The organism is Brevibacterium sp. CSND-B09 (assembly GCF_052906525.1).
Genome location: NZ_JBREGI010000001.1, coordinates 3474140 through 3488973 on the forward strand (window position 1 = coordinate 3474140; position 14834 = coordinate 3488973).

14 protein-coding genes are annotated in these 14834 nt (G+C 64.4%); 10 read left to right on the forward strand and 4 right to left on the reverse strand.

Going from position 1 to position 14834, the window contains the following annotated elements; translation table 11 throughout:
- Positions 1–8: 8 nt before the first annotated feature.
- The 3 genes from ACU4IU_RS15570 (at position 9) to ACU4IU_RS15580 (ending at position 2683) form a co-directional block, all read left to right on the forward strand.
- Positions 9–1175 carry an acyl-CoA dehydrogenase family protein gene (locus tag ACU4IU_RS15570; protein WP_446657225.1) on the forward strand — a complete coding sequence of 389 codons (1167 nt, stop codon included), beginning with the start codon at positions 9–11 and terminating at the stop codon, positions 1173–1175.
- A gap of 184 nt (positions 1176–1359) precedes the next feature.
- On the forward strand, positions 1360–1986 hold the full coding sequence (locus ACU4IU_RS15575) for a superoxide dismutase (protein WP_135539373.1): 627 nt from the start codon (positions 1360–1362) through the stop codon (positions 1984–1986).
- A gap of 124 nt (positions 1987–2110) precedes the next feature.
- Positions 2111–2683 (forward strand): GNAT family N-acetyltransferase, encoded by a 573-nt coding sequence (locus ACU4IU_RS15580; RefSeq protein ID WP_446657226.1) that lies wholly within the window; start codon positions 2111–2113, stop codon positions 2681–2683.
- An 86-nt stretch (positions 2684–2769) separates the two neighbouring features.
- Here the strand turns inward: ACU4IU_RS15580 and ACU4IU_RS15585 are convergent, their stop codons facing one another.
- Positions 2770–3636 (reverse strand): IS3 family transposase, encoded by an 867-nt coding sequence (locus ACU4IU_RS15585; RefSeq protein ID WP_446657578.1) that lies wholly within the window; start codon positions 3634–3636, stop codon positions 2770–2772.
- Positions 3637–3644: 8 nt separating this feature from the next.
- Positions 3645–4214, reverse strand: coding sequence for a helix-turn-helix domain-containing protein (locus ACU4IU_RS15590; RefSeq protein ID WP_446656052.1), 570 nt, complete (start codon positions 4212–4214; stop codon positions 3645–3647).
- A 232-nt stretch (positions 4215–4446) separates the two neighbouring features.
- On the opposite strand from ACU4IU_RS15590, the gene dapB reads away from it, so the two are divergent.
- Positions 4447–5193, forward strand: a complete 747-nt coding sequence (dapB, locus tag ACU4IU_RS15595) for a 4-hydroxy-tetrahydrodipicolinate reductase (protein WP_446657227.1) — start codon at positions 4447–4449, stop codon at positions 5191–5193.
- Positions 5193–5651 (forward strand): tetratricopeptide repeat protein, encoded by a 459-nt coding sequence (locus ACU4IU_RS15600; protein ID WP_139908413.1) that lies wholly within the window; start codon positions 5193–5195, stop codon positions 5649–5651. Before dapB ends, ACU4IU_RS15600 begins: the two co-directional genes overlap by 1 nt.
- Here the strand turns inward: ACU4IU_RS15600 and ACU4IU_RS15605 are convergent.
- Positions 5614–6894: a heparan-alpha-glucosaminide N-acetyltransferase domain-containing protein gene (locus ACU4IU_RS15605; RefSeq protein WP_446657228.1), complete on the reverse strand. Its 1281-nt coding sequence runs from the start codon at positions 6892–6894 to the stop codon at positions 5614–5616. The two genes, ACU4IU_RS15600 and ACU4IU_RS15605, sit on opposite strands and share 38 nt — an antisense overlap.
- Positions 6895–6962: 68 nt before the next feature.
- On the opposite strand from ACU4IU_RS15605, the gene ypfJ reads away from it, so the two are divergent.
- From ypfJ to ACU4IU_RS15620, 3 genes are all read left to right on the forward strand, one after another.
- The gene (gene ypfJ, locus ACU4IU_RS15610; protein WP_420095642.1) at positions 6963–7841 is read left to right on the forward strand and encodes a KPN_02809 family neutral zinc metallopeptidase; all 879 of its coding nucleotides are present in this window, start codon (positions 6963–6965) and stop codon (positions 7839–7841) included.
- 162 nt (positions 7842–8003) lie between these two features.
- Entirely contained in the window at positions 8004–10004 is a 2001-nt protein-coding gene (locus ACU4IU_RS15615) for an oxidoreductase (protein ID WP_446657229.1), read from the forward strand.
- Positions 10001–10693 (forward strand): TetR/AcrR family transcriptional regulator, encoded by a 693-nt coding sequence (locus tag ACU4IU_RS15620; protein WP_446657230.1) that lies wholly within the window; start codon positions 10001–10003, stop codon positions 10691–10693. Before ACU4IU_RS15615 ends, ACU4IU_RS15620 begins: the two co-directional genes overlap by 4 nt.
- An 11-nt stretch (positions 10694–10704) precedes the next feature.
- On the opposite strand, the gene ACU4IU_RS15625 is transcribed toward ACU4IU_RS15620, so the two are convergent.
- Positions 10705–12018, reverse strand: a complete 1314-nt coding sequence (locus ACU4IU_RS15625) for an ATP-binding protein (protein WP_172174381.1) — start codon at positions 12016–12018, stop codon at positions 10705–10707.
- Positions 12019–12192: 174 nt separating this feature from the next.
- Here ACU4IU_RS15625 and dapA point away from each other — a divergent pair, with 174 nt between their 5' ends.
- The gene (gene dapA, locus ACU4IU_RS15630; RefSeq protein WP_139468766.1) at positions 12193–13116 is read left to right on the forward strand and encodes a 4-hydroxy-tetrahydrodipicolinate synthase; all 924 of its coding nucleotides are present in this window, start codon (positions 12193–12195) and stop codon (positions 13114–13116) included.
- Between the two features lie 34 nt (positions 13117–13150).
- Positions 13151–14797 (forward strand): ribonuclease J, encoded by a 1647-nt coding sequence (locus ACU4IU_RS15635; protein ID WP_259358734.1) that lies wholly within the window; start codon positions 13151–13153, stop codon positions 14795–14797.
- The last annotated feature ends 37 nt before the right edge of the window (positions 14798–14834 follow it).

Below are 14834 nucleotides of genomic sequence, written 5' to 3' on the forward strand. Positions count from 1 at the left end.
GAGAACTGATGAGCTACACACCTTGGCCGCTGAGCGATGAACAGCATGACATCCTCGACCTCGTGCGCGGATTCGCCCACGACACGATCCGCCCGGCCGGTCGCCGCGTCGACGAGGCCGACACCGAATCGCCCGTCGACATCTTTGCGGCGGCAGCACGGCTCGGGATCACCGACTTCATGATTCCCGAGGAATACGGCGGCGGCGGATTCACCGATGTCTTCACTCAGTGCCTTGTCCAGGAACAGCTGTGCTTCGGGGATCCGGGCATCGGGAACTTCGTGTGTTCGAACGGCTTCTTCGCCGACCCGATTCTCGCATTGGGCACGCCGGAGCAGAAGGAGGAGTGGCTGCGCCCGCTGACTGGAGCAGACCCGAAGATCACGGCGCTGGCAACGACCGAACCCGGATCCGGATCGGACTCGGCTTCGATCATCACCCGGGCGGATGCCGTCGACGGTGGATACGTGCTCAACGGGCAGAAAGCCTGGATCTCGAACGCGGGGCTCGCCGACTTCTACGTCGTCTTCGCCAAGACCGACTCGAGCCGTCGCTCTCGCGGAATCAGCGCATTCCTGCTGCCCAGGGAGACCGAGGGGATGGAGTTCGGTGCACCGATGAAGAAGATGGGACAGCGAGCCATCGTGTGTCGGGAGATCTTCTTCTCCGACGCATTCGTGCCCACGTCGGGCCGCCTCGGCGAGGAGGGGCAGGGCTTCTACGGACTCATGCGCACCTTCGACATCTCACGGGTGGTGCTCGGTGCCGCGGCGCTCGGCACGGCTCGGGCGGCCTTCGAATATGCGCGTGACTATGCGCGGGAGCGCACGCAGTTCGGGACGAAGATCATCGATCATCAGGCCGTGGCGTTCCGGCTGGCGGATATGTCCTCGCGGATCGATGCGGCGTGGCTGCAGGTGCTCAATGCGGCGCGGATGCTCGACGCCGGCGATGTCGTGGATCGGCAGCGGATGACGGCCGCGGCGGCGATGGCGAAGTTGAACGCCTCGGAGACGGCGATGTTCTGCACCTGGGCGGCCGTGCAGACCCTCGGCGGATGGGGGTATTCGCGCGAGCATCCCGTCGAGCAGTGGATGCGCGATGCCAAGCTCGAGGAGATCGAGGAGGGCACCTCGGACATCATGCGGCTGCTCATCTCCCGCAACCTCGGGTGAAGGTGCCTTGAGCGATCTCGGGCGGAGGTGTCTTAAGCAATCGCGGGCGGGGAAGTGATCCCGTCACCGCGCGTCATATGGAATAGGATGACGGATCCCCTTGTTGTCCGAGATGAGACCCTGGGATAGGGTCGAAATGAAGCCACCGATGTGGTGGTCATCAAATCTGATCAGGAGGAATCTCATGGCTGAGCAGTACACACTTCCGGAACTGCCCTACGACTACTCCGCTCTTGAGCCGCACATCTCGGCTCGCATCATGGAGCTGCACCACGACAAGCACCACGCCACCTACGTCAAGGGCGCCAACACCGCCGTTGAGCAGCTGGCCGAAGCCCGCGAATCCGGCAACCTCGCCAATGTGCCGAAGCTGACCCGCGACCTCGCGTTCAACCTGGGCGGCCACGTCAACCACTCGATCTTCTGGAACAACATGTCCCCGGACGGTGGAGACAAGCCGGTCGGTGAACTCGCCGCAGCCATCGACGACCAGTTCGGTTCGTTCGACAAGTTCCGCGAGCACTTCACCACCGCGGCCACCACGATCCAGGGCTCCGGCTGGGCCGTCCTCGTCTACGACCAGCTCGGCGGAAACCTCTTCATCGAGCAGCTCAAGGACCAGCAGTCCGACATCCAGCTCGGCGGCACCCCGGTTCTGCAGCTCGACATGTGGGAGCACGCCTTCTACCTCGACTACCAGAACGTCAAGCCCGACTACGTCAAGGCTTGGTGGAACATCGTCAACTGGGCAGACGCCGGCGCACGCTTCGACCGCGCAGTCGCTCAGACGAAGGGCCTCCTCCTCGGCTGAGACCCCATAATTGCTACCTGACGGCGGCCCAGCAACCTCGCGCGAGGTTGCTGGGCCGCCGTCAGGTTGTTTGAGACCTCGGAGCGGGCGCTGGCGGACCGGCGACTGCGGATAAGGTGGCCGGATGAGCGCAATTCTCCGACCCTGGCAGTCAGGCGCTTCGGGTGATGCCGAGGCGTTGGCTGAGGTGTATGAGCGGGCCGATGACGCACTGCTCAGCAACATCCCCGACGACCGCACGATCGGTGGTGCCCAGACATGGCTGGAGACCATCACCGACGCCGAGGCAGCCGGTGACCTCTGCGCTCGGGCGATGATCATTGATGACGGTGACCGTTCAGGGCGACGAATCCTTGGAAACGTCATGGCCTCCGGGATCGAACGCCGGCACTCGAGCGCGTGGATCTCCTATTGGTCCGTGGCCGAAGCACGCGGCCAGGGCCTGGTGTCGGCAGCGCTGCGCAGCCTCGTCGACCTCCTCCACGACGAACTCGGGATCTACCGGCTCGAACTCGGCTACCGGGTGAACAACCCGGCTTCGGCGGCAGTCGCGAGGAACGCGGGTTTCATCGTCGAAGGCCGCGAACGAGAGAAACTCCTTTACGACGGCTTCAGATACGACACCGAGGTCTGCGCTCGGCTGAGTGGAGACCCGCGGCACCGTGGACCGCGCATACCGTTCGACCCACCTCGTTGACCCCGCGTCGTCCCCTCCAGAACTACCTGACGGCGGCGCAGCAACCTCGCGCTGGAGTGGTCCCCAATAGTTGGACTGCTGTGGGGTCAGCATGAAGCAGTTGCCGGCTGTTCGGCTGTGGCGGTCTTGGTCCGATATTCCATCGGGGCAAGGCCGCCTAGTCGCATCGAGATCCTCTCAAAGTTATACCAATGAATGTACTCATCGATCGCTTTCTTCAGGTCCTCGATCGAGTCGAATTTCTGCAGATAGAACATCTCGGACTTCAACTGCCCGAAGAAATTCTCCGCCATCGCGTTATCCCAACAGTTTCCCTTCCGCGACATCGACGGGGTAGCACCGTGTTTGGCCAGGATCGCCGCCCACGACACGTGCTGGTACTGAAACCCCTGGTCCGTGTGCACCAACGGTTTCTGACCCGGCCGCAGCCCCTGACACGCATTCGTCAGTGACTCGTTCGTCAACGCCAGGTTCGGTGACATCGACATCGAGTACGACACCACACTGGTATCGAAGAGATCAATGATCGGCGACAGGTACAGTTTCTGATCCGCCACAGGAAATTCCGTGACGTCAGAAACCCATTTCTCATTCGGTTCATCTGCGGTGAATTCCCGGTTGAGGACGTTGCCGGCAACGCGGCCGATCGTGCCGCGGTGGGAGTTGTACCGCTTCCTGCGCACCTTGGTCTTGATGCCCATGTCCTGCATCAACCGCAGCACAGTCTTCTTCGCGATCGTGATGCCTTCTTTGACCAGGACTGCCCAAATCTTGCGGTGCCCGTAGCATTCGCGGCTGCCGGTGAAGATCTCCCGGATCCGGCCTCTCACCTGCACATACGGGTCAGGCTTCTGACCGAAGCGTTTCTGGTGATAGAAGAACGTCGACCGGGCCAAACCCGCAATTTGCAGCAACACGGGCAGAGGGTAGTTCGCCTTGAGACTGGCAACAATGCGTGCTTTTACAGCTGCCCGTTCTGCCTCAAGGCCTTCAGTTTTTTTAAGTACGCGTTCTCCGCTTCGGCCCGCAGCAGTCGGTCTTGTAACTGCCGGTACTCGGCCAGGCTGATGTCCTCGACACGAGCCTTCTTCGCCAACACGTCCGGCTTCGCCGGGACCTGTTCAGCATCCGGGTCCTGCCCGTTGTCGATCGCCCGCATCCGAGCTGTCTTCCCCTTACCCGATGCTTTGCGGGGGGTGAAGGCGTCCTCGCCTTTGTTCCGGTACTCCTTGGCCCAGTCCAGGATGGGACGCGATGATGCCAGGCCGAGTTCCTTGGCGAGTTCGACTTTGTGTTCGCCGTTTAAGTACCGTTTCGCGGTCGCGATCTTCGTCTCTTTAGGGATGCGGCGGCGTTGATACGGTTCCATGGCCCATATTGTTCCACGCACTAACCACCGGTCGTGGAGGAGTTTGAGTGTGGGTTTATGGACGTCGAGTTTCGTAGCGGTCGCGGCGTAACCCAGGCCCTGGCTAAAGAGTTCGATCGCGGCTTGAGCTTGGTCGTTGGTGATCAGACAGTCCTGACGCATGGAGTGGTCCCTTCAAGTTGGTTTGTGTTGATCACAGTCCAACTTTCGGGGACCACTCCACGCCAGGTTGCTGCGCCGCCGTCAGGTAGTAATTGGGAGTGTTCGGATGGTCACTGGATGTGAAGAGACCCGTTCAGGGTCGCTAGACTGACTGGCGGAGATCGTTCCGGTCGTTTCGCCTCGGCCCGACCGGCACACCTCGCAGGGATCATCGCACAAGGAGTCACAGCATATGAGCATTCGCGTAGCCGTCATCGGAGCCAAGGGTCGGATGGGATCCCACGCCGTCGATGCGATCAACGACGCCGAAGGACTCGAACTCGTCGCCGCACTCGGCAGCGGCGATTCGCTGGAGACCCTGATCGATCAGAACATCGACGTCGCCGTCGAACTCACCGTGCCCAAATCCACCGAGGACAATGTCACCTTCCTCGTCGAGAACGGCATCGACACCGTCGTCGGTACCACCGGCTGGGACAACGACCGTCTGGCCCGCCTCGAAGCCACACTCAAGGACCACCCGAAGACCGCGGTGCTCATCGCCCCGAACTTCTCGATCGGTGCCGTCCTGGCCATGCGCTTCGCCGAACTCGCGGCCCCCTACTTCGACTCGGCCGAAGTCGTCGAGATCCACCACACCCGCAAACTCGACGCCCCGTCCGGCACGGCGAACCACACGGCCCAGCGCATCGCCGCCGCCCGCAATGCCGCCGGACTGCCAGCCGTTCCCGACTCCACCGAGTCCGATCCGCAGGGTGCACGCGGTGCCGTCATCGACGGAATCCACGTCCACGCCATCCGTCAGCAGGGCATGAACGCCCACGAAGAGATCCTCTTCGGCTCCGACGGCGAAGCCCTGACCATCCGCACGGATTCGCACTCCACCTCGGCGTTCATGCCCGGCATCGTCACCGCCGTGCGGTCCATCGCCGATTACACGGGGCTCATCCACGGCCTCGAGAACATGCTCGACCTCTGATGTCGAAGGCCAAGATCGGAGCGATCATCGTCTCCGTCGTCCTCGTCTTCTACTTCGTCCTCATGGGACAGCGGGCGTGGATCCTCGTCCGCGAACCCGCGATGATCCCCAAGATCATGGGTATCGCCCTGTTCGTCCTGCCCGTCATCGGCGCGTGGACGCTCATCGTCGAACTCGTCTTCGGTGCCCGTACGGAGAAGCTCGCGCGCATCCTCGGTGAGGAAGGCGGACTGCCCGTCGACGACCTGCCCAGGACGCCGGGCGGGAAGATCATCCGCGAGGCCGCCGACAGGGAATTCGTGAAGTACCAGGCCGAAGCCGAGGCCGCACCCGAGGATTGGCGGTCCTGGTTCCGGCTCTCGTGCGCCTACGATGCCAGCGGCGACCGCAAACGAGCGCGCGCCACGATGCGCAAATCGATCAGCCTTTTCCGGGAAGGTCAGAAGCAGGGCGCTTAGGTCCCGTCGACGCCACCCTGATGATGCCCGCGATTCCGCCTTCCAACGGGCCGCGGGCGCTGACAAATGCTTTCCACAGCAGAGGCAGCAGCACGAATGTGAGTGCGTGGATGACGAACTCGAGAGTCTGCTCGCCAGCAGTTGCGGATTCCTCCAACGGATCGCCGACGATCTGAGACCTCGTGATCTCCAACAGCACGACGTGCGCCGAATACACGCTCAACGGCATCGATCCCGGCGCCGACAGCGGTGCGAGCACCCATGACTGGCGACCCAAGAGCACTGCAGCGGCCTGGCAGGCAGCGATCGTCATCACCGCGGTTCCACCCGTGGAGAGCAGATCGAACGGCGTCCCCGAATGCGGTCCCGCGATCGCCAGCCACCACCACGACGTCGCCGGAGTCACGCCGTAGCTGCCGGTGAACAGGGCCGCCGTGAGATCCGTGCCCCACATCTGCGCAACCTCCACGAGCGCGGCATCACCGCCGAAGACATTGAGCAGAATCCATGAGGCGCCGCGACCGATGATGAAGAGTCCGAGTCCGGTGGTGAACAGTGCGAGCAGGTGGCGCCCGATGTCGAGCTTCGCCACGGCCATGCCGAGCAGAATGTACGACAGCCACTGCAGCACCGGGTAATAGCCGGTGAGGAAGAGATCGGTGAGCATCGTCCCCGGCGTCGCGAAGTCGAAGAAGCCCATCGGCAGGTAGCTCGGTTCGAGGAGGAACGTCGAACGCACCCACATCGACACAACGGGGGAGACGACCATCCAGACCCCGGCGATCGTGAACAGCGCCCCCGCGCGCAGCCGCAGGAAGAACAGGGCGAGGGCGAACATGATCCCGTAGTTGACGAGGATGACCGCGAGCAGTCCGGAGATCGACCCGAGGCAGAGCCCGATGAGGACGATGGCCGCCGCCCGGATGAGCACGCTCGGTGCCGCATCGCGCAACCGCCCCGACACCGCCATCCGCGATCGGGTCGAGAGCACCAGAGAACAGCCGGCGAGGACTGCGAACAGCGCCGAGGCGCGCCCGGCGAAGACCGCCGCCCAGGTCGGCATCCCCGTCTCGTCGCCGAGCGCGAAGATGTGCGTGACCATCATCGCCAAGAGCGCGATCCCGCGGGCGACATCGAGTCCGACGAGCCGACCATCGGGGCTGAGCCGACGGGCAACCCTCGCCGAGGTGGCGGTGGAGTCCGCGTCGTGCGCTCGGTGAGGTTCCGCCGGGTGAGAGCTCATGGAACGATTCTCACACGACTTCACTTCTGCGCGCCCTCCCGCGTACGCTCCCGGGGTATCTTTATGCCATGACCTTCAACCCGAACGCCGATATCAGCGGCAACAGGACGAGCAAACGCGGTCGCAACACCGCGATCGTCGGGGGCGGCGGCGTGGGCATCGTCGGCCTGCTCGTCTTCCTCATCGGACCGCTGCTCGGCGTTGATGTCACCGGACTGATGGGCGGCATCACCCCGGACGACGGCGGCCAGAACCAGTCGAGCGGGACGAGCATGTCCCAGTGCGATACGGGCGAGGACGCGAACACGAACATCGACTGCCGAATGGCTGGCGCGCAGGTCGTCCTCGACGACTACTGGGCACAGCAGGTCGACGGCTACGAACCGCCGGCGATGACACTGGTCGACGGTCAGACCTCGACCGGCTGCGGGACCGCATCGAACCAGGTCGGACCCTTCTACTGCCCAGCCGATCAGGGCGTCTACATCGACCCGAGCTTCTTCGACATTCTGCGCCAGCAGTACGGTGCCTCGGCCGATGAACTCGCCCAGCTCTATATCGTCGGCCACGAATGGGGCCACCACATCCAGAACATCACGGGCGTGATGAGCGAGCACCCGAACAACGGCACGGGTCCGGAGAGCAACGGCGTGCGCACCGAACTCCAAGCCGACTGCTACGCCGGTGCCTGGCTGGGCAAGGTCACCACTCTCACCGACGACAACGGCACTCCGTATCTCGAAGAGCCCTCCAAAGAACAGCTCGACGACGCTCTCAACGCGGCCTTCGTCGTCGGCGATGATCACATCCAGGAGCAGTCCGGCTTTGTCAACCCGGAATCCTTCACCCACGGCTCGAGCAAGCAGCGCCAGAAATGGTTCACCACCGGATACAACGAGGGCCTGAACAGCTGCGACACCTTCGCAGTGTCGGGCAACGAGCTCTGACTGACGGTTCCGCCCAACAGCAATCGCACCCCCCCCACCGGCGATCGACACCTCGGGAGCCAACCCTTGCCGCCGTTCGTCATACGGTGATATGAATAACTGAGGCAGCCCCATCGAGAGGCAGCCACCCAGTCCCACCCGACGATCTGATCAAGGACGATCATGTCTCAGTTGTTCCCGCACCTCTTCGAACCCATCACCATCGGCTCCACAACGATCCGCAACCGCATCGTCTCCTCCGGCCATGACACCGTCCTCGACGATCACGGCCACATCGGCGACGACCTCGTTGCCTACCATGAGGCCCGCGCGAAGGGCGGAGCCGGACTTATCGTCCTCCAGGTCTCAGGCGTCCACGAAACCGCCCGCTACACCAGCCACGTCCTCATGGCCACCGATGAATCCTCCGTCCCGGGTTACCAAAACGTCGCCGAGGCGGTCCACCGCCACGGAGCCACGATCTTCGCCCAGCTCTTCCACCCCGGCCGCGAAGTCATGGACGGCGAGCGCGGCATGGCACCCCGGGCTAAGGCCCCGAGCGACGAACCGCAGGAACGCTTCAAAGTCGTCCCCGAGACTCTGACCACCGCTGAGGTCAGAGACATCATCGCCGGCTACGGACATGCCGCGAAACGCATCGCCGACTCCGGAATCGACGGCGTCGAGATCGTCGCTAGCCACGGCTACCTGCCCATCCAATTCTTCAACCCCGCCGTCAACACCCGCACCGACGACTACGGCGGCAGCCAGGAGAACCGTCGCCGTTTCCTCACCGAGGTGGCCCAGACCGTCCGTCAGTCAGTCGGTCCTGATGTCGTGGTGGGCGTGCGGATCTCCGGTGAGGAGAAGACCGAGGACGGCCTCGTCGCCACCGAGATCCTCGACCTCATCGAACACCTCGACTCCCTGACCGCCGACGGTGTCGACTGCCTCGACTACTTCTCGATCACCGCCGGCGATTCCTCCACTCTGCAGGGCGCCGTCCACATCGTGCCCTCGATGCAGATCGACCCCGGTTACGCCGCGAACCTGTCCGAGCAGGTCAAGAAGATCACCGCCAAGACCGTCATGGTCGCCGGCCGCATCAACCAACCCCACGAAGCCGAAGCCGCGATCGCCGAGGGCCGCACCGATATGGCGATCATGACCCGTGCGATGATCTGCGACCCCGAAATCGCGAACAAGTCCAAATCCGACAAAGTCGACGAGATCCGCGCCTGCATCGGCTGCAACCAAGCCTGCATCGGCCACTTCCAACAGGGCGTACCGATCTCGTGCATCCAATACCCCGAATCCGGCAGGGAACTCACCTTCCTTCCCCGACCGACGGTGCGCTCCCGCGGCCGAGTCCTCGTCATCGGTGGGGGACCGGCCGGACTCAAGGCCGCCGCGGTCGCCGCCGAACAGGGCGATGACGTCGTCCTGTGCGAGAAGGATCCCCACCTCGGCGGGGCGGTGCTGCTGGCTCAGGAACTGCCGTATCGATCCGAATTCGGGGGAGCGGCGACGAACCTTACCGCCGAGGCAGCCCGCGCCGGCGTCGACATCCGCACCTCCGTACCGGCCACCCGGAACCTCATCACCGAGGTGGCCCCCGACCACGTCATCATCGCCACGGGAGCCGAACAGCGCATGCCCGCCCTCGAGATCGCCGACGACGCATTCGTCATCGGTGCCCGCGACTATCTGCGGGAGTCCCCGGACCTGCCGCCAGGCCGCGTGCTCGTCACGGACTGGAAGGGCGATTGGATCGGACTCGGCATCGCCCTGCGGCTGGCCGAGGCCGGGCGACACGTGAGCTTGGCGACGGCGGCGAACTTCGCCGGTGCCGCGATCCAGCAGTACACGCGCACCCTGCTCGTGTCCCAAGCGCTGCGGACCGGTCGGGTGCAATTCGTCAACGACGTGCGCCTCGTCGGAGTCGATGTTGACACCGGGTACCTGCAATCCACACTCTGCGAGGTCGTCCACGAGGTCGACGATGTCGCCGCGACGATCGTCTCCGGAGCACCACGTTCTGTTCCGGTCGACCTCGACTTCGGGGCCGCCCCGGTGACGGTGATCGGTGACGCCATGGCCCCGCGTACGGTCGAAGAGGCCGTGTACGAAGGGCTGACCGCGGCCACCGCTCTGGCCGAACGACGAACACCGGTCACGGCGTGAGCCCACGACCGGCCCAACCTGCCGCCGAAACCGAGGCGAAGAAGGCGGCGATCATCGCGGCCACCCTCGACCAGATCGTCGACCGAGGCCCCACGGCTGTGCGCATGGCCGACGTGGCGAAAGCGGTCGGCATGTCGGTCGGGACGGTGCAGTACTACTTCGGGTCACGTGATGCCCTGCTCGCCGCAGCGTTCTCGGCCCACAGCGATGCTGTGCTCAAGGACATCGCGGACATGGCGAATCCTGATGGCAAGAACACGGTCGAAGGGACAGAAGCCGGGTCGCCTCGGTACCGTCTGCACGCGGCCTTCACCGCCGTCCACGAGGTCGGCAATCACGGCCAGAGGTCGCGGATCTGGATCGAGCTCGTCACCGCGGCACGCACCCATACGAGCCTGCAAGACTGTGTCGATTCCGTCTTCGCCGGTTGGCGCAGCCTGTTCTCACGCATCATCGGTGACGGCATCAGGACCGGAGATTTCACTCTTTACGGGCTCACCGCCACCGAGGTGGTCGATACGTTCATCGCCATCATCGACGGCTTCGACCTCGCCGCCGTTGCCGGACAGGGACCCGAGCCGACGACGATGGCGCGCATCCTCGGCGCGACTGCGGACGGCCTGTTGAGCGGTGGGAGTCCGGGCGCCGCTGCGACGCATTCGGGTCCGCACAATCCGGTCCGGTCATAGCCCGGCCCGCCTCACAGCCTGGCGATCGTCTCCACGTCCTCACCGAACTCCCGGGCCGTCTCCTCGGACACCGTCGCCCGCGTTGCCCGCAGCGCTTCGAGATAGTCATCGGTCGAAAGCACATCAGACCGGGAGGCGATATCGACGTGCTGCTGTCGCAGCGACGACGCCAGAGCTTCCTGCGATGCACGCCGGGCAGCGTATTCGATATCGGCCGGGGTCAGACCGTCACTGGCATCGACGAGCACATCGAGATCGACACCGGCGATCGTATGCTCGGGAATGTAGCGCGACCAGATCGCCTCCCTGGCGGTGGCATCCGGCAGCCCGATGGGGATGACATAGTCGAAGCGCCCATGCCGCAGGAACGCCGCATCGAGGGCACGGACGAAGTTCGTCGCACAGATGAGCAGCCGACCCTCCCGATCCCGGAACTCCGCAACCTGCTTGAGCAGCTCATTCGTCACCCCCTGCGTCGGCGACGGCGGCTCACCTCCGCGCTTCGACGCGATCTCCTCGACCTCATCGATGAACACCACAGCATGTTCGAGCTCATTGATCTGCTCGAACGTCGTGCGCAGACCCGCGGCCACACCGCCGGGCTCACCGGACAGACGCGACGGGAACACCTCGACGAACGGCCAGTCCAACCGCGATGCCACCGCCTTCGCGAACGTCGTCTTCCCCGTCCCCGGCGGACCGAAGAGCATCACCGCCCGAGGCGGCACGACCCCGAAATGATCGGCGAGATCCGGTTCGGCCAAGGGCACGACGAGGCGATCCTCGAGCATGTCCTTCTCCTCTTGCATCCCGCTCACCCCATCCCAGAGGTGGCGGGGCAGAATCCGTCCCCCGACCGTTTTGAGTCGGTCGAGCTCACGACGTTGGACGGGCAGGTGCCGTTCGACGTACTTCAGCCCGGACCGGGTCTCGAAACCGTTGGCCACGAGACCGTCGCAGGCCGACGTCCCCGCGGGAATGAGCATCGACAGCTTCCCCAAGCCCAGCGGCATGAGACGGCGTTCGAGCGCATCGAGCAGCCCCGCCTCGGCGCGGGTGCCCTGCTCAGGATCGGCACGCACCGCCTCCAGGACATGGAAGAACACGAGAACTCCCTGACCGTGTGCGGCGCGGCCGACGGCGGCACCGACGATCTCCTCATCGCGGACGGCCACGACGGCCTGATTGCGCTGGCAGGCGGCCAACACCTCGGAGAGCGGATAGAGCGGGGGAGCGGCCTCGGATTCCGGGACGGCGGCTTCGAAGAGACGGATGATTCCGTCGAGGTCATCGTCATGGAAATCGCGGATGCGGGTGCGGGTCATCGAAAACTCCTTTGTTTCGGTGGCGGGCAGGGCTCAAGAGTAGACGATCGAGCGGCTGCAGGTGTGATCCGTCTCTCAACGTGACCGCACGGGCACCGCAGGCGAGGCGAACGACACCCGCAACGCGGGTGGACCACTGCACTCATGAGAGGACGTGGGCGCTATCCTGGTTCTATGGCGATTCTCGGTGACCAGGCAGCAGCGACTGCCATTGACGCGTTCGGTTCCGTCGGCACTGCAATGGTGACTCCATTCAAGCGCGACGGCAGCATCGACTATGCGTCCGTGGAGAAGGTGGCGAACCACCTCGTCGAGCTCGGCAACGACATGCTCGTCGTCTCCGGCACCACCGGCGAATCTCCGACGACGACCGACGACGAGAAGGTCGAACTCATCCGCGTCGTCCGCGGTGTCATCGGCAAGCGGGCGAAGATCGTCGCCGGCACCGGCAACAACGTCACCGCACACACCATCGACCTCTCCCGCCGTTCGGCCGATGCCGGAGCCGACGGGATCTTGCTCGTCACCCCGTACTATTCGAAGCCGACCCAACCGGCGATCGAAGCCCATATGCGCGCGGCCGCCGACTCCACCGACCTGCCGGTTATGCTCTATGACATTCCCGGCCGGGCCGGTGCCCCGATCATCACGGACACCCTGCTGCGACTCTCGGACCACCCGAACATCCTCGCGGTCAAGGACGCCAAGGGCGACCTCTTCGCCTCCTCGTTCGTCATGAACAACTCCTCGCTCGTGTACTACTCCGGCGAGGACGCCCTCAACCTGCCGCTGCTGTCCCTCGGCGCGCTCGGACTCGTGTCCGTGGCCGGACATGTCTGCTCGGACCGGTTCGCCGCCATGGTCTCCGCAGTGGCGAACAACGACCTCAACACCGCACGCACCCTTTCCCGCGACACCGCGGACGTGGTGGATGCGCTCATGAACCACATGCCGGGAGTGATCTCGGCGAAGGCCGCTCTGCAGGCCCAAGGAATACTCGACAACCGCGACGTGCGTATGCCGCTGCTCCCAGCTGATGAGGAGCAGATGGCGTTCGTCGCCGCCCAATTGACCAGGAGTGGTTACCTCAGTGAATAATGCATTGACCCAAGAACTGTCCCTCCCGCCGAAGATGGACAAAGAAGCCGTCCGCATCGTCGCGCTCGGCGGACTCGGCGAAGTCGGCCGCAATATGACCGTCTTCGAATACCACGGCAAACTCCTCATCGTCGACTGCGGTGTGCTCTTCCCAGAAGAGGACCAGCCCGGCGTCGACCTCATCCTCCCCGACTTCTCCTACCTCGACGACCGCCTCGATGACATCATCGGCCTCGTCCTCACCCACGGCCACGAAGACCACATCGGCGCCGTTCCCTACCTGCTGCGCCGCAAGGGCGACATCCCTATCCTCGGTTCGCAGCTGACGATCGCGCTCATCGAAGCCAAGCTCAAAGAGCACCGCATCAAGCCCATCACCCGTGTGGTGAAGGAAGACGACGTCGACCAGCTCGGTCCCTTCGACCTCGAATTCGTCGCCGTCAACCACTCGATCCCCGACGCCCTGGCCGTGTTCATCCGCACCGGCGCCGGAAACATCCTGCACACCGGTGACTTCAAGATGGACCAGCTGCCGCTCGACGGCCGCATCACCGACCTCCGCGCCTTCGCCCGCCTCGGCGAAGAGGGCGTCGACCTGTTCATGACGGACTCGACGAACGCCGAGGTTCCCGGCTTCACCGCCCTGGAGAAGGACATCGGGCCCGTGCTCGAGAACCTCTTCGGCACCGCCGAACGTCGCATCATCGTCGCCTCGTTCTCCTCGCACGTCCACCGTGTGCAGCAGGTGCTCAACGCCGCCACCGCGCATGGTCGCAAGGTGGCCCTCGTCGGCCGCTCCATGGTGCGCAATATGAAGATCGCCGAAGACCTCGGCTACCTCAACGTGCCGGCGGGAACGCTCATCGACATCAAGAAGGTCGACGACTACCCCGAGGACCAGATCGTCCTCATGTGCACCGGCTCCCAGGGTGAGCCGATGGCCGCCCTGTCCCGGATGGCCAACCGCAACCACCGCGTCGACGTCGGCGACGGCGACACCGTCATCCTCGCCTCCTCGCTCATCCCCGGCAACGAGAACTCCGTGTTCAAGGTCATCAACGGCCTGATGAAGCTCGGCGCGCGTGTCATCTCGAAGGCCGACGCGAAGATCCACGTGTCCGGCCACGCCTCCGGCGGCGAGCTGCTCTACTGCTACAACATCGTCAAGCCCCGCGGCGTCATGCCCGTCCACGGCGAATGGCGCCACCTGCTGGCCAACGCTCGCCACGCCGAGGCGACCGGAGTCGACCCGAACAACATCGTCCTGGCCGATGACGGCTGGGTCGTCGACCTCAAGGACGGTCACGCCGAGGTCGTCGGCGCCGTCGACTGCAACTACGTCTTCGTCGACGGTTCGTCGGTCGGTGAGATCACCGAGGCGGACCTCAAGGATCGTCTCGTCCTGTCCGGTGAGGGCTTCGTGACGATCTTCATGGCCGTGAACTCGCAGACGAAGTCGCTCATCGCCGGACCCGAGATCCACGCCCGCGGTGTGGCCGAGTCCGACGACGTCTTCGACTCGATCGTCCCGAAGGTGCAGAAGGCCGTCGAGGATGCCCTGCGTGACGGCACCACCGATCAGTACCAGCTCCAGCAGGTGGTGCGCCGCACCATCGGCCGCTGGGTGTCCTCGAAGCTGCGCCGCAAGCCGATGATCGTTCCCATGGTCGTCATCGTCTGAGACTCCGCTTTCGAGCGGCTCCGTCGTCGGTCTCTTG